General features: G+C 64.8%; 21 protein-coding genes. All 21 read right to left on the reverse strand.

Annotation, left to right across the window (positions count from 1 at the left end; all coding sequences use genetic code 11):
- Positions 1–77 precede the first annotated feature (77 nt).
- On the reverse strand, positions 78–857 hold the full coding sequence (locus ACFPQ5_RS15165; protein ID WP_379757186.1) for a tetratricopeptide repeat protein: 780 nt from the start codon (positions 855–857) through the stop codon (positions 78–80).
- Between the two features lie 169 nt (positions 858–1026).
- Positions 1027–2268 (reverse strand): cystathionine gamma-synthase family protein, encoded by a 1242-nt coding sequence (locus tag ACFPQ5_RS15170; RefSeq protein WP_379757189.1) that lies wholly within the window; start codon positions 2266–2268, stop codon positions 1027–1029.
- Positions 2269–2275: 7 nt separating this feature from the next.
- Positions 2276–3802: an amidophosphoribosyltransferase gene (purF, locus tag ACFPQ5_RS15175; RefSeq protein WP_379757192.1), complete on the reverse strand. Its 1527-nt coding sequence runs from the start codon at positions 3800–3802 to the stop codon at positions 2276–2278.
- A 50-nt stretch (positions 3803–3852) separates the two neighbouring features.
- Positions 3853–4341: a CvpA family protein gene (locus ACFPQ5_RS15180; protein ID WP_379757195.1), complete on the reverse strand. Its 489-nt coding sequence runs from the start codon at positions 4339–4341 to the stop codon at positions 3853–3855.
- Positions 4342–4357: 16 nt separating this feature from the next.
- Positions 4358–5347: an SPOR domain-containing protein gene (locus ACFPQ5_RS15185; protein WP_379757197.1), complete on the reverse strand. Its 990-nt coding sequence runs from the start codon at positions 5345–5347 to the stop codon at positions 4358–4360.
- 11 nt (positions 5348–5358) lie between these two features.
- On the reverse strand, positions 5359–6651 hold the full coding sequence (gene folC / locus ACFPQ5_RS15190; protein ID WP_379757200.1) for a bifunctional tetrahydrofolate synthase/dihydrofolate synthase: 1293 nt from the start codon (positions 6649–6651) through the stop codon (positions 5359–5361).
- 81 nt (positions 6652–6732) lie between these two features.
- Entirely contained in the window at positions 6733–7605 is an 873-nt protein-coding gene (gene accD / locus ACFPQ5_RS15195; RefSeq protein ID WP_379757203.1) for an acetyl-CoA carboxylase, carboxyltransferase subunit beta, read from the reverse strand.
- A gap of 106 nt (positions 7606–7711) precedes the next feature.
- Complete coding sequence (locus tag ACFPQ5_RS15200) at positions 7712–7990, reverse strand: hypothetical protein (RefSeq protein ID WP_379757206.1); 279 nt, start codon at positions 7988–7990, stop codon at positions 7712–7714.
- A gap of 126 nt (positions 7991–8116) precedes the next feature.
- Positions 8117–8392 carry a hypothetical protein gene (locus ACFPQ5_RS15205; RefSeq protein WP_379757209.1) on the reverse strand — a complete coding sequence of 92 codons (276 nt, stop codon included), beginning with the start codon at positions 8390–8392 and terminating at the stop codon, positions 8117–8119.
- A gap of 122 nt (positions 8393–8514) precedes the next feature.
- Complete coding sequence (gene trpA, locus ACFPQ5_RS15210; RefSeq protein ID WP_379757212.1) at positions 8515–9315, reverse strand: tryptophan synthase subunit alpha; 801 nt, start codon at positions 9313–9315, stop codon at positions 8515–8517.
- A 133-nt stretch (positions 9316–9448) separates the two neighbouring features.
- On the reverse strand, positions 9449–10660 hold the full coding sequence (gene trpB, locus ACFPQ5_RS15215) for a tryptophan synthase subunit beta (RefSeq protein ID WP_379760127.1): 1212 nt from the start codon (positions 10658–10660) through the stop codon (positions 9449–9451).
- Between the two features lie 16 nt (positions 10661–10676).
- Positions 10677–11402 (reverse strand): phosphoribosylanthranilate isomerase, encoded by a 726-nt coding sequence (locus ACFPQ5_RS15220; protein WP_379757215.1) that lies wholly within the window; start codon positions 11400–11402, stop codon positions 10677–10679.
- Positions 11403–11412: 10 nt separating this feature from the next.
- Positions 11413–12213 carry a tRNA pseudouridine(38-40) synthase TruA gene (gene truA, locus ACFPQ5_RS15225; protein ID WP_379757218.1) on the reverse strand — a complete coding sequence of 267 codons (801 nt, stop codon included), beginning with the start codon at positions 12211–12213 and terminating at the stop codon, positions 11413–11415.
- 8 nt (positions 12214–12221) lie between these two features.
- Positions 12222–15254, reverse strand: a complete 3033-nt coding sequence (locus tag ACFPQ5_RS15230; protein ID WP_379757221.1) for a motility hub landmark protein FimV — start codon at positions 15252–15254, stop codon at positions 12222–12224.
- A gap of 407 nt (positions 15255–15661) precedes the next feature.
- A complete protein-coding gene (asd, locus tag ACFPQ5_RS15235) occupies positions 15662–16789 on the reverse strand; it encodes an aspartate-semialdehyde dehydrogenase (protein ID WP_379757223.1) in 1128 nt (375 codons plus the stop codon).
- A 24-nt stretch (positions 16790–16813) separates the two neighbouring features.
- Positions 16814–17887, reverse strand: a complete 1074-nt coding sequence (gene leuB, locus ACFPQ5_RS15240; RefSeq protein WP_379757225.1) for a 3-isopropylmalate dehydrogenase — start codon at positions 17885–17887, stop codon at positions 16814–16816.
- An 8-nt stretch (positions 17888–17895) separates the two neighbouring features.
- Positions 17896–18543, reverse strand: a complete 648-nt coding sequence (gene leuD, locus ACFPQ5_RS15245; RefSeq protein ID WP_379757228.1) for a 3-isopropylmalate dehydratase small subunit — start codon at positions 18541–18543, stop codon at positions 17896–17898.
- A gap of 25 nt (positions 18544–18568) precedes the next feature.
- The gene (locus tag ACFPQ5_RS15250) at positions 18569–18691 is read right to left on the reverse strand and encodes a lipoprotein (protein WP_379757231.1); all 123 of its coding nucleotides are present in this window, start codon (positions 18689–18691) and stop codon (positions 18569–18571) included.
- Positions 18692–18721: 30 nt separating this feature from the next.
- Positions 18722–20122 (reverse strand): 3-isopropylmalate dehydratase large subunit, encoded by a 1401-nt coding sequence (leuC, locus tag ACFPQ5_RS15255; RefSeq protein WP_379757234.1) that lies wholly within the window; start codon positions 20120–20122, stop codon positions 18722–18724.
- Between the two features lie 232 nt (positions 20123–20354).
- A complete protein-coding gene (locus tag ACFPQ5_RS15260; protein ID WP_379757237.1) occupies positions 20355–22238 on the reverse strand; it encodes a chemotaxis protein CheA in 1884 nt (627 codons plus the stop codon).
- The gene (locus ACFPQ5_RS15265; protein WP_379757240.1) at positions 22238–23107 is read right to left on the reverse strand and encodes a protein phosphatase CheZ; all 870 of its coding nucleotides are present in this window, start codon (positions 23105–23107) and stop codon (positions 22238–22240) included. Before ACFPQ5_RS15265 ends, ACFPQ5_RS15260 begins: the two co-directional genes overlap by 1 nt.
- Positions 23108–23343: the final 236 nt, after the last annotated feature.

Raw genomic sequence — 23343 nt, forward strand, 5'->3', positions numbered from 1 at the left:
GGGAGTAACAGGTTGAGCAAGGCCCATCATACTGCGAGATGCGGCCCTGCTCAACCGGGAAGTCGCTTCCCTGCGGATTATTTACCTGTACTTACCCGCGCGTCCGTACCGCCGTGCAGGCGCAATTCGTTGTCGCGCACGATGCGCGTGGTTTCCAGTTCGATCTGGCGTTTGCGGCGCACGTTCTCTTCCTTGACGAAGGACTGGGTCGCCTTTTCCCAGGCGTCGCGTTGCGCCAGGGTTGCATTGGCCTGGGTTTGGGCGTCGGCCAGGATCTTGCGGTAGGTCGGCTCGATATGGGCCTGCACGCGTTCGAATTCGGCCGGGCTCATCATGTCGAGCACGTCCTGTGGAATCACTTTACCTGGGGGCATCGCAGCATTGAAATTGCTGACGAAGCCGTTGTAGCACTCCTGCCACGTGGCGACGGAAGCCCTGACCGCCTGGATTTCCTCGTTGGTCTTGGACAGGACCGGGATCGCCGGCGCTGCGCAGGCGTACTTGCCGGAACGCAGCTCTTCGCCGCGGTATTCGCTCATCCAGTAGTTGATTTCCTTGCCGCGGGTCTTGCGCCGCTCGAGGATGGCCAGCGACTCCCTGGCATCGGGCACGCCGGCAGCGGCCGCTTTTGCCATCCAGTCGCGCGCGGCATCCAGGTCTTGCGCCGTGCCGTCGCCGAACCAGTACATTTCAGCCAGGCGGAACTGCGCTTCCGGGTTGCCGGCCTGCGCGGCCTTGGTATAGAGCGGTAGCGCCTTGGCATAATCCTTGGCGGCCAGCAGCCGGTTGGCATCGGCGAGATCGTCGGCGCTGGCAGTGAGGCAGACGAAAAGGAGGGAGAATACGAGGCGGCGCATGACATCGTCCTTTCAGGTTGTTATTGAACGATGATAAAACGGTAATGTTTGTAGCGCAATGCATTCTGCATGCGGGCAGTGTCGTGTTTTCACATCCTATCGCCGCGCGACTGCCAGGCCGGCGGCAGGATGCAAGCTCATGCCGCCATCCCGGGCGCCTGTTTCTGCTTCAGGCCTCCAGCGCGCCGCGGAAGTCGTCCAGCAGATCCTCGGTATCCTCGATCCCCACCGACACCCGGATCAGCGACTCGGCAATCCCCATGCTCGCGCGCCGCTCTGCGCCCATCTCGAAGAAGATCGTGTGCGCCACCGGAATCACCAGGGTGCGCGTGTCGCCAAGGTTGCTGGCCGGGATCGCCAGGTTCAGGCGGTTCAGATAGTCGAACGGATCGATATCTTCGCGCAGCTCGAAGCTCAGCAGCGAGCCGCCCGCGCGGAACAGTTGGCTGGTGATGCCGTGTTGGGGATGGGATTCAAGGCCCGGGTAGTGGACTGCGGAGACGCGCTCGTCGCTTTCGAGCATCTGCGCCAGCGCCAGCGCGTTGGCGCAGGTGCGCTCCATGCGCAGCGCCAGGGTTTCGGCGCCGACGGCGATGTGGTGCGCCGCTTCCGGACCGAGGGCGGCGCCGAAGTCGCGCAGGGCTTTCGCGCGCAGCTGGGCCATGCCCTGGGCTGCACTCGGCTGCTTGCGGAAGTTGGCGGCGATGTTCGGGTAGGCGCTCCAGTCGAACAATCCCGTATCGGTCAGCGCGCCGCCGAGAGCGATGCCGTGGCCGGCGATCGATTTCGTCAGGGAATTGACGACCAGGCCGGCACCGACTGCCTTCGGGCGGAACAAATACGGCGTGGTCATCGTGTTGTCGACCACGTACAGGATGCCGCGCGCGCGGCACAGTTCGCCGATGCGGGCCAGGTCCGCCACTTGCGTGCGCGGATTGGCGATCGTCTCGACGAAGACCATGCGGGTGTTCTCGCGCAGCACCGCTTCGACGTTGGCGGCGTCGGTCGCGTCGACGAAATCGACCTCGACGCCCTGCCCCGCCACCGTCTGCCACAGGCTGTTGGTGTTACCGAACAGGAAGCTCGACGAGACGATGTGGTCGCCCGCCTTCAGCAGCGCCTGGAACAGCGCGCCGATCGCCGCCATGCCGGTGCCGAAACACAGGCTGGCGACGCCGTCTTCCATCTTGGTGATCTTGTCTTCCAGCGCCGACACCGTCGGGTTGCCCTGGCGGCCGTAGCGGAAGCCCGGCTCCTTGCCCTGGAACACGGAAGCCAGCTGGCGCGCGTCGTCGTAGCCGAAGGCGACCGAGGTATGCACCGGCTTGTGCAGCGAACCCTGCTCGATCGCCTTGCGGCGGTCGTTGTGCAGGATGGTGGTCGTGAAACCGTAGTTCTTTTTCTCGCTCATGACAGGCTTACTCGGCGGCGACCGGCGGATTGAGGTTCAGCTGGGTACGCACCACGTCGTCCTGCGACACGCCCTTGCCGCCGTTATGGCGCGCGGTCTCCAGGTTGTCGAGGTAGGCCGGGGTCACGTCGCCGGTGATGTACACGCCGTCGAAGCAGGATGCCTCGAAATTCGTCAGCGCCGGGTTCACGTCCGAGATCGAACGCTTGAGCGCGTCGATGTCCTGGTAGACCAGGCGGTCGGCGGTGATTTCCTTGCACACTTCCTCGACGGTGCGGCCGTAGGCGATCAGCTCGTCGCGGGTCGGCATGTCGATGCCGTAGACGTTCGGAAACAGCACCGGCGGCGCGGCCGAGGCGAAGAAGACTTTACGGGCGCCCGCTTCGCGCGCCATCTGCACGATTTCGCGGCTGGTGGTGCCGCGCACGATCGAATCGTCCACCAGCAGCACGTTCTTGCCCTTGAACTCGGAGCCGATGGCGTTGAGCTTCTGGCGCACCGATTTCTTGCGCATGCCCTGGCCAGGCATGATGAAGGTACGGCCGATGTAGCGGTTCTTGATGAACCCCTCGCGGTATTCGACGCCGAGCTTCAGCGCCAGCTGGATCGCGGCCGGACGCGAGGAATCCGGGATCGGCATGACGACGTCGATTTCCTCGACCGGAATCTCCTTGCGGATCTTGTCGGCCAGGTATTCGCCCATTTTCAGGCGCGTGGCGTAGACCGAGGCGCCGTCGATCACGGAGTCCGGGCGCGCCAGGTAGACGTATTCGAAGGCGCAGGGATTGAGCGAGGGATTTTCCGCGCACTGGCGCTCGTGCAGGACGCCATCGTTATCGATGAACACGGCTTCGCCCGGCGCGACGTCGCGCAGGAAGCGGAAACCGATGCCTTCCAGGGCCACCGATTCGCTGGCGACCATGTACTCGACGCCGTTCTCGCCTTCGTTCATGCCGATGCACAGCGGACGGATGCCGTAGGGGTCGCGGAAGGCGAGCATGCCGTGGCCGGCGATCTGGGCCACGACGGCATAGGCGCCACGCACCCGGCGATGCACCACGCCGACCGCCTTGAAGATGGCTTCGGCGTCGAGCGAATAACCGTTGGCCGCTTCCTGGATCTCGTGCGCCAGCACGTTGAGCAGCACCTCGGAGTCAGAATTGGTGTTGATGTGGCGGCGGTCGTTGCGGAACAGGGCTTCCTTGAGCTCGGCCTGGTTGGTCAGGTTGCCGTTGTGCGCCAGCGTGATGCCGAAGGGAGCGTTCACGTAGAAGGGCTGCGCTTCTTCCTCGCTCGAGGAGCCGGCGGTCGGGTAGCGGCAGTGGCCGATCCCGGTATTGCCCTGCAGCGAACGCATGTTACGGGTACGGAACACGTCGCGCACGAGACCGTTGGCCTTGTACATGGAGAACATGCTGCTGTGATTGGTTGCAATGCCCGCTGCGTCCTGGCCGCGGTGCTGCAGCAGCAGCAATGCGTCGTACAACAACTGGTTGACGGGAGTTTGCGAGACGACGCCGACGATGCCACACATGGTGCGCTCCTAAGAACTGAATGCTGTTACGAAAGGATTTAAAAACGAAACTAAAAATGTACGTGCTGCGCCAGCGCAGCAGGGAGAAATGGCTTGACGGTGCGCGCTCCGGCCTCGGCCAGCGGGGACAGCAGCGCGTCTTTCCAGAATGCTTGTTGGGGAATGGCTGTCATGGAACACAATATGACGGCGGCCAGCACGATTACAATCCCGCGCGCCAGGCCGAACAGGCCGCCGAGGCCGCGGTCCGCGAGCGTCAGGCCGGCCGCGTCGATCAGCGCGCCGATCGCCAGGGACAGCAGTCCCATCAGGATGCGTACGCCGAGGAACAGGGCGACGAAGGCCACGATCAGGCGCGTCGTTTCGCCCGGTATCATATCCGGCAACAGCGGCGCGAGGCGCGCGCCATAGGCATTCGCCACGACGAAGGCGACAACCCACCCCGTCAGCGACAGGATTTCCTTCACTAAACCACGCATGGTGCTGATGACAACCGACGCTACCAGCACGAACAAAACCAGATAATCGAAAATCGTCACGCAGCAAGCACACCTATCAGACCGGGACCAGGAAACCGCTCAAGCCCAGGCTGCCCAGCTTGGCCTTGGTCCGGTCAGCTTCCTCGCGGCTGCCGAAGGGTCCGACCTGGACCTTGATCAGGGCGCCGGACTTTTTGGTGAAGGAACTGATGCCGCCGGCCCGCAAGCGCGCCTGCAGTTCGTCGACCTTTTCCTGGGTGGCGAGGGCCGCCACCTGCACCACGAAACGCTGGCCGGCTTCCGCCTTCTCTTCAGTGCGCGGGTGCGCTTCGGCGGTCTTGGTGGGCTTGCCCTCCAGCAGCGCCAGTGCGCGAGCCGCTTCGCTGTCCTTCGGTTTCGGCGTGACCGGCTTCGGTTCAGGCTTGTCTTCGGGCTTCTTCGGCGCAGGCTTCTCGGCAGGCTTCTCGGCCACCTTGCGCTCGGCCGGTTTCGTTTCCAGCTTGTGCTCGGCCGGCTTCGGCTCCGGCTTGTGTTCGGCCAGCTTCGGTTCCGGCTTGGCCGGTTTCGGCTCCTTGTCCACGTCCACCGTCTTCACGGTTGGCGCTTCGACAGGCGCCGGGCGCGGGGCCGGCGCGAGCGGCGGCGGTGCAATGACTTCCTCGTCCTGGTCGACGCTGTCGGCGGCCGGTACCGGAGACGCAGGCATCGGCAGCGCGGGGGCTTTTTCCTTCGACGGGATCTGGATCGCGATATCGCCGGACAGCGGACGCGGTTCGGAATCGAGCAGCATCGGCAGGCCGACGGCGGCGGCCAGCGCCAGCGCGACGGCCCCTACCAGGCGGCGCCGGGCGCGCTTCTTTTCCGGCAGCATGGGGTCGCCGCCGCTGCGGCTGCGGCGCGAACCGCCCTGCCCGCTTTCGTTGGCCGAATTTGCGTGACTGGCACGCTTGGAACGGGCCTGCTGCCCATAGTCGGCGTCATCGCGGGCGAAGTCACGCGAGATTCGGCCACTATCCTGGGCGGCGCTTTCTTGCTTGTTTTTACCAAAAATCGAGAACAAGCCCATGCGTCTGTATGTCAGTGAAGAGAGTTTTTTCGGGCCGCCATCACGCCGGCGACGGTATAGAACGAGCCAAAGACCACAATTCTATCATTCTCCTCGGCACGGCTCACCGCATTTGCAAATGCCGCCGCCGGATCGGCGAACTGCGTCACCGAAAAATCGCTATCCTTCGCCCCGGTCGGACGCAACGCCGCAACCTTCTCGGCCAGATTGGCGCCCTTCGCCGAACGCGGCGACGGCAGCTCGGCCAGGCACCAGTGGTCGACGATTCCGGCCATGGGTTTGAGCACGCCTTCGATGTCCTTGTCTTCCATGATGCCGAACACGGCATAGGTGTAGCGATGGAAACCCATGTTGCCGAGGTTCTGGGCCAGCGTGGCCGAGGCATGCGGATTGTGGGCGACGTCGAGCACCGTGGTCGGACGGCCCGGCAGCACCTGGAAGCGTCCCGGCAGTTCGACCAGCGCCAGGCCGCTGCGCACTTCCTGGGCGCCGCAGGGCAGCTGCATGCGCAGCGTTTCGAGCGCCGCCAGCGCGGCCGAAGCGTTCAGCAGCTGGTTGGCGCCGCGCAGGGCCGGATAGGCGAGCGAATTGCGGCGCTGGGTGCGTCCGCCATAGCTCCACTGCTGCTGGTCGCCCTGATAATTGAAATCGCGTCCGATCAGCCACAGGTCGGCGCCTATGTCGTGCGCGTGCTGGATCAGCGATTGCGGCGGCAGCGGATCGCTGCAGATCGCCGGCTTGCCGGCGCGGAAGATGCCGGCCTTCTCGAAGCCGATTTCCTCGCGCGTCTCGCCCAGGTAGTCGGCGTGGTCGATGTCGATGCTGGTGACGATGGAGACGTCGGCATCGATCACGTTCACGGCATCGAGACGCCCGCCGAGGCCCACTTCCAGGATCGCGACGTCGACGCCGGCCTTCGAGATCAGGTGCATGATCGCCAGCGTCGTGAACTCGAAATAGGTCAGGTCAATGTCGCCGCGCGCTTCTTCGACGAAATCGAAGGCTTCGACCAGTGCTGCGTCGCTGGCCATTTCGCCATTGATGCGGGCGCGCTCGTTAAAGTCGAGGAAGTGCGGCTTGATGTAGAGGCCGACGCGGTAGCCGGCGTGCAGCAGGACGGATTCAAGCATTGCGCAGGTCGAGCCCTTGCCGTTGGTGCCGGCCACCATGATCACCGGGCAGGAGAACTGCAGGTTCATGCGTTCCTTGACGGCGCGGACGCGGTCCAGGCCCATGTCGATGTGGGTTTCGGCGTGGCGCGACTCGATCAGCGCCAGCCACGCGGGCAAGGTGGTGGGAAGCATGGATATGAATTGGTTGCGTTGAAACGAAAAACCGGCGGGCCGCGATGCGGGCCGCCGGCCAGAATAATAGCAGTTGCCGGGTTAAGCGATGACTTCAGCCGGCTGGTTCTGCAGCAATGCCAGCAGGCGGGCGATTTCTTCGCGCATCTTGCGGCGGTCGACGATCATGTCGACGGCGCCCTTCTGCACCAGGAATTCGGCGCGCTGGAAACCTTCCGGCAGCTTTTCGCGCACGGTGTTTTCGATGACGCGCGGACCGGCGAAGCCGATCAGGGCTTTCGGTTCGGCGATCACGACGTCGCCCATGAAGGCGAACGAAGCCGAGACGCCGCCCATGGTCGGGTCGGTCAGCACGCTGATGAACGGCAGTTTCTTTTCCGACAGCTTGGTCAGCATGGCGGTGGTCTTCGCCATCTGCAGCAGCGACAGCAGGCCTTCCTGCATGCGCGCGCCGCCGGTGGCGGTGATGCAGATAAACGGCACCTTCTGTTCCAGGGCGACCTGGGCGCCGCGTGCGAAACGCTCGCCGACGACCGAACCCATCGAGCCGCCCATGAATTCGAATTCGAAGCAGGCCACGACGACCGGCAGGCTCATGATCGAGCCGCCCTGAACGATCAGCGCGTCGGTCTCGCCGGTGGCGTCCATTGCTTGCTTGAGACGGTCAGGATACTTCTTGCTGTCCTTGAACTTCAGGGTATCGACCGGCAGGGCTTCCTGGCCGATCTCGTAGCGGCCACCTTCGTCGAGCAGCGCATCGAGGCGCTCGCGGGCGCGGATGCGCATGTGATGGTCGCACTTCGGGCAGACGTGCAGGTTCGACTCGAGGTCGGCGCGGTAGAGCACCGCTTCGCAGGATGGGCACTTGACCCACAGGCCTTCCGGCATGGTTTTGCGGTTCGCGGCATCGGAGCGCTGGATTCGTGGGGGCAGCAATTTTTCCAACCAACTCATGTTCTCTCCTTTGCGGCAAATCTAGAATGGGGCGTAGTGTAGCCGCTAGCGCTGGGCTTGTCACCGCTTGCCAGTCTGTCAACCAAAGCCTGGCCCGCGCTGACGCTTAGTCGTGGCCGAGTTCGCTTGTCGTGAATTCGAAGCCGCCAACCCGCGCTGCAACCATGTTATACACCCATGCGCCGAACAGGGTGAACACGAAACCGAGCGCCGTGTAGAGCAAGGGCATCAGCAGCATGACCAGCAGCGAGCCGCCCACCCACTGCCCCGTCGTCATCAGCGGCAGCGCCGTGAGGGCGACCAGCGGAAGGGAAATCACGAAATACAGGGCGGCCATCACTTTGGCGTTCTGCAGGATGGCGACGCGGACGATTTGCTTCTTCATGAATGTCTTCCAGGCAAGAATGGGTAGACTGACTCTACCTTACCGGCAGGCAAGACAGCAAGTAAAAACGCCGGCGGTGGCAAGGCCACGGCCGGCGTAAGCGTTGCGCGCTCTGCGCAGACGGATTCAGCTTTGCTTGACCTCGGCGGTGGTGAATTCGAAGCCGCCGACCATCGAGGCGACCAGGTTGTAGACCCATGCGCCGATCAGGGTGAACACGAAACCGCTGGCGACATACGCAAGCACGAAGACGACCATCGTAACCAGCGACATGGCCGCCTGGCTCATCACGCCGCCGGCCAGCGCCATGATGGCCAGCATCGGCAGGGACAGGACGAGATAGAGTGCAGCCATCATCTTCGCGTTCTGGACCAGGGAAACACTGTTGATTCGCTTCTTCATCCAAGGGCTCCACAAAAGTTGAGGTACGGAAATTCAATGTACCTCAACAGGGAGCGCCGACGTATGCATGCGCCGGTCTTTCCCGATTGAGCAAACGCAGGAAAGCGGTGCGTACTGGCCGTTTATTGACTGTCGAGCGCAGTGCGGATGCCGGCAACAAAAGCCTGGACGGCCGGGACGGCCGCCTCGGCCCCGGCATTCTCGATTTCCTGGATGATCCGGCTGCCGATCACGACCGCATCGGCCACGGAAGCGACCGTCTTCGCCGTCTGCGCATCGCGGATGCCGAAGCCGACGCCGATCGGCAGGCTGACGTGCTCGCGGATCGCGGCCACGCGGCGCGCCACGTCCTCGGTATCGATGCTGCCGGCGCCAGTTACCCCTTTCAGCGAGACGTAATAGCTGAAGCCGCTGCCGTAGCGGGCGACCTGCCTGATGCGCTCCTGAGTCGAAGTCGGCGCCAGCAGGAAGATCAGGTCGAGATCGCTCTCGCGCATGGCGTCGGCAAAGGCTTCGCACTCTTCCGGCGGGTAGTCGACGACGATCGCGCCGTCGGCGCCCGCCTCTTTCGCGCAGCGGATGAATTCGTCCGGGCCGATGCGCTCGATCGGGTTCGCGTAGCCCATCAGGACCACCGGCGTATCGGGGTCGGTCTGGCGGAACTCGCGAACGTAGTTGAAGACATCCTTGAGGCCGATGCCGAATTTCAGGGCGCGCTCGCAGGCGCGCTGGATGACCGGGCCTTCGGCCATCGGGTCGGAGAATGGGACGCCCAGCTCGAGGACGTCGGCGCCGCCCGCGACGAGCGCGTGCATCAGGGGGACGGTCAGCTCGGGGCCGGGGTCGCCGGCGGTGATGAAGGTGACGAGGCCGGTTTTGTTTTGTTCGCGCAGGGTGGCGAAAGTTGTTGCGATTCGGGACATGTTTTTTCTCTGCTCTGTAGACGGTGGCGGTTGGGTGTGCATGAGTTCGTTGAACGCGTGGACGGCGGAGCCGTCCACCCTACATTCGTGTGCTGTAGGGTGGACGGGTCTCCCGTCCACGCGTCCAACAAGCTCAGCCGAAATCGAGCCCCATCCGTTGCGCCACCGTGTGCATGTCCTTGTCGCCCCGTCCCGACAGGTTCACCAGGATCAGCTTGTCCTTTGGCAGCGTGGCCGCCAGTTTTACCGCGTAGGCGATCGCGTGCGAGGATTCCAGCGCCGGGATGATGCCCTCGATGCGGCAGCAGTCATGGAAGGCAGCCAGCGCCTCGTCGTCCGTGATCGACACGTACTCGGCGCGCGCCGAATCCTTGAGCCAGGCGTGCTCGGGACCGACGCCCGGGTAATCCAGGCCGGCCGAAACCGAGTGGGTCTCGATGATCTGGCCGTTCGTATCCTGCAACAGGTAAGTCCGGTTACCGTGCAGCACGCCAGGGAAGCCGGCCGTCAGCGAGGCCGCATGCTTGCCCGAATCGAGCCCCTCGCCCGCCGCCTCGACGCCGACCAGCTTGACGCCGGCCTCGTCGATGTAGGGATAGAAGATGCCCATCGCATTCGAGCCGCCGCCGATGCAGGCGATCACGTAGTCGGGCTGGCGCCCCGTCATCTCCGGCATCTGCACGCGGCATTCCTCGCCGATCACCGACTGGAAGTCGCGCACCATCATCGGATACGGGTGCGGACCGGCCACTGTGCCGATGATGTAGAAGGTGTTTTCGATGTTGGTGACCCAGTCGCGCATGGCTTCGTTGAGCGCGTCCTTCAGGGTCTTGCTGCCGGACTCGACCGGAACGACGGTCGCGCCCAGCAGTTTCATGCGGTACACGTTCTGGGCCTGGCGCTTGACGTCCTCGGCGCCCATGTAGACCACGCATTCGAGGCCGAAGCGGGCGCAGATGGTGGCGGTGGCGACGCCGTGCTGGCCCGCGCCGGTCTCGGCGATGATGCGCTGCTTGCCCATGCGCCGTGCCAATAAGGCCTGGCCGATCACGTTGTTGATTTTATGCGCGCCGGTGTGGTTCAGGTCTTCGCGCTTGAAGAAGACTTGCGCGCCGCCGGCCAGCTCGGACCAGCGCTTGGCGTGGTAGACCGGGGACGGACGGCCGACGAAGTGGGCCAGCTCGTAGCGGAACTCTTCGAGGAATTCGGGATCGTGCGAATAACGGGCGTAGGCGTCGTTGAGCTCGGCCAGCGCGTGGGTCAGCGTTTCGGCAACGAAACTGCCGCCGTAGGGGCCGAAGTGGCCGCGCGCATCGGGAAATTGATAATCGGTCGTCTGGAACAGGGCGTCGGGGCCGCGTTCAGCTGCTGCTTCCTGGCGCTCCAGGGCTGCTTCCTGTACTGCTTTCATGGGAGTATTCGCTTTCAATGGTGGCATCGGCTGCCCGCACCGCGGCGATGAAATCCGCGATCTTGCGGGCGTCCTTGATTCCCTTGGCTGTCTCGACACCGCTGCTGATGTCGACGGCCCAGGGGCGTACGCGGGCGACTGCGTCAGTCGCGTTTTGCACGCTCAAGCCACCACTCAAAACGACCCGAGGCGCGAGCTCTTTTGGAATAAGAGACCAATCGAAGACCTTTCCGGCGCCGCCGTAGGCATCCACATAGGTATCGAGCAACAGGCTCGAAAACCAGGGGCTGGCGGCGCGGTATGCGAGTTCGCATTCTAGCAAATCGTGCGGGCTTGTGTCCGGCTTCATGCGGTAGGCGTGGACGAAAGGCCGCTGCACCGCCGCGGCGATGCGCGCGCACTCTTCCATCGTTTCGTCGCCATGAAATTGCAGCAGCGCCACCGGACCTGCCTCGACCACCGCCCTCACCTCGTCCACGCTCGCATTCACGAACAGCGCGACCGAGCTGACGTAGGGCGGCAAGCCGCGCGTCAACTCACCGAAGCGCTCGGGCGTGAGGTAGCGCGGGCTCTTCGGGTAGAAGACGAAGCCGAGCGCGTCGGCGCCCGAGGCGACGGCCGCGCGCAGGTCTTCCTCGCGCGTGATGCCGCAAATCTTGATACGGGTACGGTGCATGTTTACGATCTTAAAGCCAAGGCAAAGGCGAAATTGTCTCTTGGGGCAATCCCCACTTCGGATCGTAATTGATTTTCGCGAAATACAGGCCGTCGGGCATGAAGGTCGGCGCGGCGGCGTCGCGGTCGCGCGCGGCCAGCACCTCGGCCATCCAGTCCGGTTCGTTGCGGCCGGTGCCGACGTAGATCAGCGCGCCGACGATGTTGCGCACCATGTGGTGCAGGAAGGCGCTGGCGCGCACGGTGAAGACGATGATGTCGCCGCGCCGCTCGATCGAGATTTCCTGCATGTCCTTGACCGGCGTGTTCGCCTGGCAGCCGGACGCGCGGAAGGAGGAAAAATCGTGCAGGCCGATCAGGTGACGGGCGGCTTGGCGCATGCGCTCGACGTCGAGTGGACGGAACACCCAGCCGGCGCGTCCGGCCAGCAGCGCGGACGGGTTCGAATTGTTGTACAGCACGTAGTGATAGGTGCGCGCACGCGCCGAAAAGCGCGCATGGAAGTCCTGCCCTTCGGCGTCGGGCGCCACTTCGGCGGCCCAGCGCACGGAAATCGAATCCGGCAGGAAGGTATTGGTGCCGCGCACCCAGCTCTGCATCGACCGGTCGAGCTCGGTGTCGAAGTGGACGACCTGCTCGACCGCATGCACGCCGGCATCGGTGCGGCCAGCGCAGGTGGTGGCTAGCTTGGTGCAGGCAAACTTCTCGAGGGCAATCTCGAGCGCGTCCTGGACGGTGTCGCGGCTCGGCTGTTTCTGGTAACCATTCCAGCCGGTGCCGACGTACTGGAGTCCGAGTGCGATGCGCCTCACGCCACGGGTCACGCCAATGAGGCGCGCATGGCACTGGCGCGGCTGGATTGTTCGACGTTACCGCCCTTGATCACTTCGTCGAGCAATTCGCGTGCGCCTTCCTTGTCGCCGATCTCCTGGTAGGCGATCGCGAGGTCGAGCTTGGTTTCCATCTCCATCTGGGCCGGGGTCAGCTCGGCCGAGGCGTGCTCGACGGGAGCCGGGGCCGTTTCCGGTTCGGTCAGTGCGAAGTCGTTGGCCGGCAGGTCGAGGTCGAGGCCCGCCATGTCGAAGCGCGGCACCGGGGTGCCCGGGTTCGGGATCGCCGGCACATCGGTTTGCGCGAACGGGTCGTCCTGCGGCGCGGCGGGCGCGGCCGGCTGGCCGAAGTCCATCATGTCGAGGTCGAACAGCGGGTTCTTCGACGCGTCCGGTGCGGCAGCCACTTCGGGAGCGGCCGGCTCGGCCGGGGTCAGGTCGAGGTCGGTCGAGCCGAAATCGAAGACCGGTTCCTGCTTGTCGCCCACCGGGGTGACCGGGGTCGTGTCGGTCAGGCCGAAGTCCATGGCGTCGAGGTCGAACAGCGGATCCTTCAGGTCCGATGCCGGCGGCGTCACAGGTGCCTCAGGCAGCGGTGGGAGCTCGAACTCGCGGGCCAGCTGGGCCATGTCGATGTCGGTGTTCGGGCCGTTCTTGCTGAGGTCAAGCACGAAGGCGTCGTCTTCGTCCACGCTTGCCGCGGCCGCAGGCTGGGCAGCCGGCGCATCGAAGTTCATGTCGAAGGCGAGGTCGTCCAGGCTGTCGCTGCTGGTCACCGCCGGGGTGCCGGACGCCGGTTCGAGAGGCGCGAAAGGCTCCATGTCGAACTGCAGGTCGGGCACGGCGGTCGCGTCGTCGTGTACGGCGTTTTCGGTGCCGCTGGTGGCGACCGGTTCGAAGCTCAGGCCGCCGAGGTCGAAGTCGAGCAGGTTGTCGTCCTTGGCTGCAGGCGCCGGCTCGTGGTCGGCCAGCTGCGGCAGCGCGGTGGCCTCATGATCCAGGCCCAGGCTGTCGAGGTTGAAGCCGGTGTCGAGCGGCGCGCCGGTGACGGCGTCGACCGTCGATTCCGGCTCGATCATTTCGGTGCTGTCGTCGCGCTTGCGGAAGGCCTGCTCGAGCTGTTGCGAGAGCATCGTCTGCGGGCCGGCATCATCGCCCAGGCTTGCCGCGGCCAGGCCGGCGCCGGCCACTGCCGCACCGCCGGCGACGGCCGCGCCAGCATTACTTCCCATCGCGGCTCCTTGCGCGTACATCGGGTTGTTCGGGTCGAGCGTGTGGCCGAGCGCGGCGGCTTGCGCCCACTCGTCGCCCTTGCCGCCCGTCAGGCTGTACAGCTCGGTAGCCTGGGCCGCGAAGGCAGGCACGTCCTTGCGCGCCGCGTAGATCTCGAGCAATTTGAGGCGCACCGGATGGCGGTACGGATCGTTGCGCAGGGCTTCCTTGAGGATGTCCTCGGCCTGGGTGTCGAAGTTATAGGCCAGATACAGCTCGGCTTCGGCCAGTGGGTCGACTTCGTTCGTGTCGAGCTGGCTGGCCGAGGGCGCGAAGCTGGAGTTGAAGACGCTGTCGTGGGTATCGACGCTCTGGCCGCCCGTTTCCGCGAACATCGCCTGCGCCGGCTGGGCCGCGCTGCCGAGGATGGTCGGGGTGTTCGGGGTCTTCTCGACGACCACCTTCTGCTTGCGGCGCTGCGACAGGCCGAGCGCGGCGAGCAGCAGCACGGCGGCGCCGGCGCCGAGATACAGGATGTTGTCCATCAGCGTGTCGGCCAGGCTGGTCTCGGCCGGCGCCGGTTCCGCCGGGACGACCGGCTTCTGTGCCGGCTTGATCTTCGGCGCTGCCTTGGGCGCGGTATCGGCCTGCGCGACCACGGAGTCGGCCGGCGTGATCGGCTTGATGGCCGGGGCGCCTTCCGCGCGCTGGGTGGCGGCGGCGCCGGTCTGGCTCTTGACCGTGATCAGTTTCTCGAGGTCGTTGACGTTCTTTTCCAGTTCCTTGACGCGGGTCTGGGCATCGTTCAGTTCCTTTTCCTTGGCCACCACGTCTTCCGCCGTGGCGGCGCCGTTGCCGGCTTTCGGCGGCAGCGCCTTCGACAGGCGCAGCTGGTCCTGCGATTCGTTGGCGGCGGTCGGGCGTTCCTCGACCTTGGCCGTGATGCGGCCGGTCGCGCTCTGCCCTGCTGCCGCTTCGCGCGCCGGGGCGCTGGTGGCGACCTGGCCGGCCAGCTTGGCGCGGTAGGCGTTGAAGTCGGCCGCGTGCGCGACCACGGTGCCGTGGGCGTCGCCCGCGTCCAGGCCGCGCAGGCTCTCTCCGGCCGGCACCGACAGGATCTGGCCCGACTTCAGGCGGTTCATGTTGTTGCCGATGAAGGCGTCCGGATTGGCGCGGTACAGGGCGACCAGCATCATGTCGAGCGAGACGTCGACGGGTTTCAGCTTGCCGGCGATGCGGCTCAGCGTATCGCCCGACTTGACGCGGTAGCGCGAGGCGTTGGCCGCGGCCGGCTCGCCCGCAGTCTCTTGCGCGCGTGCCGCGCGTTGCGGACGTTCAGTTGGCGCCGGCGCCGCTGCCGTGTCGCGTGCGGGACGTGCCGCCGGCGCCGCGCTCGGCGTCACTTGCGCCGACTGGGTCGCGCGCAGTTCGGCCGGGTCGAGCAGGAAGGTGTATTCGCGCACCAGGCGGCCATTGTTCCAGGACAGTTCCAGCAGCAGGTCGACGAAGGGTTCGTTCAGCGGCTGCGGCGAGGTGATGCGCACGAACTGGCGCCCGCCGCGCTGCTCGACGGCGAAGCGCAGCGACAGCAGGGCCGGATTGAATTCGACGTTGGCGGCGCGGTAGGCTTCCGGCGATGCGAGCTTCGCGACCAGGCCCGACGCTTCCTCGGCGGAGACGGCGGTCAGTTCGATCTCGGCGCGCAGCGGCTGGCCCAGCGCCGACAGGACGGTCAGCTTGCCCAGTCCTGCCGCGTTGGCCACCGACGACAACAGCACAGCACTGGCGACCGCGGCGGTAAGCGTTTTCAACGCGGACGACATGATCTGAGGGCGGCGGTTCAGTGGCATAGGGTTCGGTGCGAGATGGTTGGCAGGAGGGAAAGGACGGTTTCCCGGAGGTCTCAACATATCATCATGCACTGGAGCATGCAAGCTCTGCGGGGCGTAGGCTTGCGAATCTGTGGGATGGATGAGCTATCGATAATCTTTCGACATCGGCTGTTGCAATGCTTGATTATCGGGGCGCTAACAGGTGTGGTTGGTTCGCCAATTGTAGGGTGGAGTCCTGACTCCACGCGGTGATACGTGCCGGCTCCGATTTCGTGCCGGATGATCTCGCTGCTATGTATCACCGCGTGGAGTATTTGAAGCCGGGGGCTTCAAATACGAGTCCACCCTACAAAAACGCCGCGATGATCGCGGCGTTTTCCTTACTCTTACTTATCGAGCACGATCCGCAGCATGCGCCGCAGCGGCTCGGCCGCGCCCCACAGCAGCTGGTCGCCGACCGTGAAGGCCGACAGGTAATCCGGCCCCATCGACATCTTGCGCAGGCGACCCACCGGGATCGTCAGGCTGCCCGTCACCGCTGCCGGCGACAGGTCGCGCATCGAGGCTTCGCGCGTGTTCGGCACCACCTTCACCCACTGGTTGTGCGAAGCGATGATGTCGTTGATCTCGTCGAGCGGCACTTCCTTCGTCATCTTGATGGTCAGCGCCTGCGAGTGGCAGCGCATCGCGCCGATGCGCACGCACAGGCCGTCGACCGGAATTGCACTCGTGCCAAAACCTTCGCCGCGGCCGAGGATCTTGTTGGTCTCGGCGCCGGCCTTCCACTCTTCCTTCGACTGGCCGTTGCCCAGGTCCTTGTCGATCCACGGGATCAGGTTGCCGGCCAGCGGCACGCCGAACTGTTTGGTTTCATCGGCGCTCAAACCATGCTGGGTCGCCAGCACGGTGCGGTCGATCTCGAGGATGGCCGATGCCGGGTCGTCCAGCAGCGGTTTCACCGCGCCGTTGATGGTGCCGAACTGGGTCAGCAGTTCGCGCATGTGCTGGGCGCCGCCGCCGGAGGCCGCCTGATAGGTCATGGAGGTCATCCACTCGACCAGGCCCTGCTCGAACAGGCCGCCCAGGCCCATCAGCATGCACGAGACGGTGCAGTTGCCGCCGACGTAGTTCTTCACGCCGCGCGACAGTGCGTTCTTGATCACGTCCTTGTTGACCGGATCGAGCACGATGACGGCGTCGTCGTTCATGCGCAGGGTCGACGCGGCGTCGATCCAGTAGCCGTTCCAGCCGCTGGCGCGCAGCTTCGGGAAGACCTCGCTCGTGTAGTCGCCGCCCTGGCAGGAGATGATGATCTCGCATTTCGACAGCTCGGCGATGTCATGCGCGCTCCTCAAGACGGTTTCGTTCTTCGCCATCTTCGGCGCGGCGCCGCCCGCATTCGAGGTGGTGAAGAACACCGGCTCGATGTGGTCGAAATCGCCCTCGTCCTGCATGCGCTGCATCAGGACCGAACCCACCATGCCGCGCCAACCTACCAGGCCTACCAATTTCATTTTAATTCCCGTTTGTTTTGTAAATCATGCAAGCGCCCGCACCACGGCGTCGCCCATCTGTTCCGTACTGACACGCTGCGTACCATCCTCAAATATATCCGGAGTCCGCAATCCTTGCTGGAGAACACTCTTGACGGCGGCCTCGATGCGATCGGCCTGCTCGGCCTTGTTCAGCGAGAAGCGCAGCATCATCGCGGCCGACAAAATCGTCGCCAGCGGATTCGCGATGCCCTTGCCCGCGATGTCGGGCGCCGAGCCGTGCGAAGGTTCGTACAGGCCTTTATTGTTGGCGTCGAGCGAAGCCGAAGGCAGCATGCCGATCGAGCCGGTCAGCATCGCGGCCGCATCCGACAGAATGTCGCCGAACATGTTGCCGGTGACGATGACGTCGAACTTCTTCGGTGCGCGCACCAGCTGCATGGCCGCGTTATCGACGTACATGTGCTCGAGTTCGACGTCCTGGTATTCCTTGTGCACGTCGGTCACGATGTCGCGCCAGAACTGGAAGGTTTCCAGCACGTTGGCCTTGTCGACGCTGGTCACGCGCTTGTCGCGCTTGCGCGCAGCCTGGAAGGCCACGTGGGCGATGCGGCGGATCTCGCCTTCGGCATAGCGCATCGTGTCGAAGCCTTCGCGCTGGCCCTTGAAGGGACCGTCGGGGCATTCGCGCACGCCGCGCGGCTTGCCGAAATAGATGTCGCCGGTCAGCTCGCGGATGATCAGGATGTCCAGGCCCGACACGACTTCCGGCTTCAGGGTCGAGGCGCCCGCCAGTTCCGGATACAGGATCGCCGGACGCAGGTTGGCGAACAGGCCGAGCTCCTTGCGCAGGCCCAGGATGGCCTGCTCCGGGCGCAGCGCGCGCTCGAGCGTGTCGTACTGGTAGTCGCCGACCGCGCCGAACAGCACGGCGTCGGCTTCCTTGGCCAGTTTCAGGGTCGAGTCGGGCAGCGGATGGCCGTGCGCGGCATAGCCGGCGCCGCCCACTTCCGCGCGTTCCATCTCGAAGGATTCGCCCAGCGCGTCCAGCACGCGTACGGCTTGCGCCATGATCTCGGGGCCGATGCCGTCACCCGGCAGGATTGCAATCTTGGTCATGCTGCCTTTCAGATGGTGTTGGCCAGCCAGGGCTGGCGTGCAAGGTGGCGTTCCTCGAAGGCGCGGATCTCGTCGGCGTGGCGCAGGGTCAGGCCGATGTCGTCCAGGCCGTTGAGCAGGCAGTACTTGCGGAAGTCGTCGATCGCGAATTCGAAACCGATGCGGCCGTCCGGCGTGCGCAACACCTGGTTCTCGAGGTCGACAACCAGCTTGAATCCAGTGCTCGCCTTGACTTCGTCGAACAGCTGGTCGATTTGCGCTTCGGTGAGCACGATCGGCAGCAGGCCGCTCTTGTAGCAGTTGTTGAAGAAGATGTCGGCGAAGCTCGGCGCGACGATGGCCTTGAAGCCGTACTGCTGCAGGGCCCAGGGCGCATGTTCGCGCGAGGAGCCGCAGCCGAAGTTTTTGCGGGCCAGCAGGATCGAGGCGCCTGCATAACGCGGCTGGTTCAGCACGAAGTCCGGGTTCAGGGGACGGTTGCTGCAATCCTGGCCCGGCTCGCCGTGGTCGAGATAACGCCATTCGTCGAACAGGTTCGGGCCGAAGCCGGTACGCCGGATCGATTTCAGGAACTGCTTCGGGATGATGGCATCGGTGTCGACGTTGGCGCGGTCGAGCGGCGCCACCAGTCCTTCGTGTATGGTGAATTTGTCCATTGCCTCTCCCGTTTTAAAAGATGGATTACTTGCCGCCGGCGCCGGTGACGACCTGGCCGACCTTCTGCACGTCGCGGCCGATGCCGGAGATCGTGTTGCAGCCTGCGAGAACGATGGCGATCAGGGAGAGGGCGAAAACTTTTTTCATGATGGTCCTAAAGGTATTTAACTAAACAATTTACAGCGAGCGTACATCGACGAAGTGGCCGGCGATGCCGGCCGCGGCGGCCATGGCCGGCGACACCAGGTGGGTGCGTCCGCCCTGCCCTTGCCGGCCTTCGAAATTGCGGTTCGAGGTCGAGGCGCAGCGCTCGCCCGGTTCCAGGCGGTCGGCATTCATCGCCAGGCACATCGAGCAGCCCGGCTCGCGCCATTCGAAGCCGGCGGCCTTGAAGATTTTATCCAGGCCTTCGCGCTCGGCCTGTTCCTTCACCAGTCCCGAACCCGGCACCACCATCGCGAGTTTGACGTTCGAGGCGCGCTGGCGGCCGCGCACCACATGCGCGGCTTCGCGCAAGTCCTCGATGCGCGAATTGGTGCAGGAACCGATGAAGACCTTGTCGATGCGGATGTTCTCGATCGGGGTATTCGGGGTCAGGGCCATGTAGGTCAGCGCCTTTTCCATGGCGTCGCGGCGTACGGCATCCTTTTCCTGGTCCGGATCGGGCACGCGGCCGTCGATCGCGGTCACCATCTCGGGCGAGGTGCCCCAGGTGACCTGCGGGCGGATCTGGGATGCATCCAGCCTGACGACCATGTCGAACTTCGCGCCCGGATCGGTGTGCAGGGTGCGCCAGTAGGCCACTGCCTGTTCCCATTGCGGGCCGACGGGCGAGAACGGACGGCCTTTCACGTAGTCGATCGTGGTGTCGTCGACGGCGACCATGCCGGCGCGTGCGCCCGCTTCGATCGCCATGTTACAGACCGTCATGCGGCCTTCCATCGACAGCGAGCGGATGGTCGAGCCGCCGAATTCGATGGCGTAGCCGGTGCCGCCGGCGGTGCCGATCTTGCCGATCACGGCCAGCACGATGTCCTTGGCGGTGACGCCCTTCGGCAGCGCGCCGTCGACCTGCACCAGCATGGATTTCGATTTCTTCGCCAGCAGCGTCTGCGTCGCCAGCACGTGCTCGACTTCGGAGGTGCCGATGCCGTGCGCGAGGCAGCCGAAGGCGCCGTGGGTCGAGGTGTGCGAGTCGCCGCAGACCACGGTCATGCCGGGAAGCGTCGCGCCCTGCTCCGGCCCGATCACGTGGACGATGCCCTGGCGCTTGTCGTTCATGTTGAAGTAGGTGAGCCCGAAGCTCTTCGCGTTCGCGTCCAGGGTCTCGACCTGCAGGCGCGAAGTCGGATCGGCGATCCCTTCGCGGCGGTCGGTGGTCGGCACGTTGTGGTCAGCGACCGCCAGGTTGGCAGCGGTGCGCCATAGTCCGCGGTGCGCTTCGCGCAGGCCCTCGAAGGCTTGCGGGCTGGTGACTTCGTGCACCAGGTGGCGGTCGATGTAGAGCACGGTCGTGCCGTCGGCGTCGGCACGCACGACGTGCGATTCCCAGAGTTTGTCGTAGAGCGTCTTTAACATGCTTTGTATCCTGTCGAAGCTGCCACCGGAAGCGGGGGATTTTGATTATGCCATAATTGTGCACTGCGGCAGTAATGGGGTCATTTTGCACGATCCTGCCAATAATGAAGCACGTGTGCAAATATCGTTTGCACACCAGCTCGCTTATGCAAATAAAAAAAGCCTGCGCAAGAAATGCGCAGGCTTTTATTGCAAGGGCAAATTCCGCCCTTTTTCACCAAACGGGTGCTTTTTATGCTGCCATGCGCACCGTGCTGCGGCAGCCGTCCATCAGGAAGGACAGGCCTACGACCAGCACCAGCTCGCCCTCGGCCGAACGCGCGGTACCGGTGATGCCCTCGACGGTCAGCGCCGTCATCGGCTTGATCACGAGGTCGGCCGTACCGTCGACCGCTTCCACCGCCAGGATGTAAGGCTGCGGGGCGTTGATGACGATGCCGACACGCTCCGCCGCTTCCTCGTAGCCGAGCGAGCCGGCCAGCGAACGCACCGGCAGCGGACGGCCCTGGTCCTTCAGCACCGGGGCGCCGCCGACCTGGGAGAAGGTTTCCGGCAGTTCGACCACGCGCTCGACCACCGCCATCGGCAGCGCCAGCGAAGCACCCGAGGTCGAAACCAGCATCGTCGGCACGATCGACAGTTCGATCGGCAGGCGAATCGCGAACTTGGTGCCGTGGCCCAGCGAGGAATCGATGCGGATCGCGCCGCGGTTTTTTTCCACCGCCGTCTTGACGACGTCCATGCCCACGCCGCGGCCCGAGACCGACGACGCCACTTCCTTGGTCGAGAAGCCCGGCAGGAACACGAGTTGATACGCATCCTCGTCGCTCTGGGCGCCGTTCTCGCCGATCAGGCCCTTGTCGATGGCTTTCCTGCGCAGCTTGGCCGGGTCCATGCCCTTGCCGTCGTCCTGCAGCACGATCATGACGCTGTTGGCTTCCTGCCAGGCTTTCAGCAGGATGAAGGCTTTCGCGGGCTTGCCGGCGGCGACGCGTTCCTGCGGCGATTCGACGCCGTGGTCGAGCGCGTTGCGCAGCATGTGCACCAGCGGATCGTAGAGGCTGTCCACGACGACGCGGTCGACTTCGGTCTCGGCGCCTTCGATCGTCAGTTCGACGTCCTTGCCGAGGTCTTTCGCCAGTTCGCGCACCAGGCGCGGGAACTTCTGGAACAGGCGGCCCACCGGCTGCATGCGCGTCGCCAGCGTGGCGCGCTGCAGTTCGGCCGAGTAGCGCGACGCGCGTTCCAGGGTTTCGGTCAGGGTCGCCATCAGGGTCGCGGCTTGTCCCTCGAACTTGAACTGCGACAGGCGTTCCAGCAACACGGCGGCCTGGTTGGCAGCCTGCACCGATTCGCCGGCAACTTCCAGCAGCGCGTCGAGTTTGACGGCATCGATACGGATGCTTTCGTCCTTGGCCGGCGCGGCGGCGGCGGCCTTGCCGTCGCTGTTGCGACGGTCGACGCCATCCCAGCCGGCCTTGGCGGCAGGTGCGGCGGCGGCCTCGGGCTGCGCCACGGGAGCGGCGGCAGGTGCAGCGGCGGGCGCGGCCTCGGGGGCCGAGGCCGCGATGGCGGCGCTGGCCGGCACCACGGCGTTGTACATCGCAGGCCAGTCGAGACCGTCTTCACCGACGGCAGCGGCGGCTGGAGCGGCCGGAGCAGCGGCAGGCGCGACGGCTGCGGCAACCGGTGCCGGCGCAGCAGCCGGGGCTGCGGCGGGCGCGGCTTCGGTCTTGCCTTCGATCGCATCCATCAGGATGCGTTCCAGGTCCTGCGGCATCGGCGCCAGCGCTTCGGGCGCGGTGCCGTTGTTCAGGTCGTTCAGCTGGTCGGCCACGAAGCCCGAAGCCTGCAGCGCCGCCTCGATCGACAGCGGCGTGACCGGCGCGGCGCCGGTGCGCAGCGCGTCGAACAGGTTCTCGGTCAGGTGGCAGGCCGCGACGAGCGCAGGCAGGCCCATGAACCCGGCACCGCCCTTGATCGTGTGGAACGAGCGAAACACCGCATTCAGCGTTTCCTTGTTTTCCGGATCGCGTTCGAGGCGCAGGAGGTGTTCTTCAACATTGACAGCCAGATCCATCGCCTCGACGACGAAGTCCTTGAGCATATCGTCCATTAGAATCCCAGATCGGCAAGAAGGTCGTCGACGTTATCCTGGTCCAGCGCCGCGGACGGCATGGACGGACCGGACATCAATTGAGCGGGAGCTGCTTCCTTTTCGGCCAGCTTGGCGCGCGTTTCCGGCGGCGCGTTGTCGCGCAGCAGCTGGGCAAGTTCGTTTTCCACGGTCTTGGTGATACCCACGACCTTCTTGATCAGCTGGCCGGTGATGTCCTGGAAGTCCTGGGCCATCATGATTTCCAGCAGGCGGGCTTTTTCCGCCTCGGTCGCCTCTGCCACAGTTGCCGCGAACTGGCGCGAATCGCCGGCCAGGGCCTTGAATTCGTCCAGGCTCAGCTTGCCCGCGAACAGGTCGGCCCAGCGGGTTTCCATCTCGGAGGCCTGCTTCGACAGCTTGTCCTGGGCCGGCATGCCGTCGTCCAGGGTGTTGAGCACCTTGTTGGCGGCCTGTTCGGTCAGCGTGGCGACGTATTCCAGGCGGTCCTGAGCGTCGTTGATCTGCGAGGACGCCTCGGTCAGCGCGCGGTCGTAGCCCAGCTCGCGCAGCGAGTCGTGCAGCAGGCGCACGATGCCGCCCAGGCGTTCGTACATGTTCTTGTCGCCCTCGGCGCCCTCTTCGGCGGCGACATTGGCCACGGCGACGGTCGCCACGGCGGCCGTTGCCAGGGCGGCGGTCGGCGCGCCGGCTGCCGCAGGCGGCTGGCTGGAGGCCACCTGGTCGAACAAGGCTTCCAGGTCGTCTTCGTCGGCGGCGGCAGGTGCCGCCACGGCCTCGGCTACCGGCGCAGCAGGCGCCGGCGCACTGGCGCGCTGGGCTGCCACTTCCTCGAATAAGGCGTCGAAATCGTCGGCGGCGTCGGTCATAATTCCTGCTTCTCCATAATATGAATGTGTCGCAATCTTGCGTGCTTCGGTCCGTTGGATGTGGACTCCCGCGCGCGTCATGCAGCGACTGGAAGCCCGTAAATTCAGTAAGCGAGTTTAGCAGCGTAGTTGCCGTAGGTAAATCTCGGAAAAAGCAATACAACGAAATGGACAAGGAAACTTAATTCCGCGACAATAAAACCATGCAGTTCCTGAATATTTTCGCAAGTCAGGTG

It is taken from the genome of Massilia suwonensis, assembly GCF_042655665.1.
GTDB lineage: Bacteria > Pseudomonadota > Gammaproteobacteria > Burkholderiales > Burkholderiaceae_D > Telluria > Telluria suwonensis.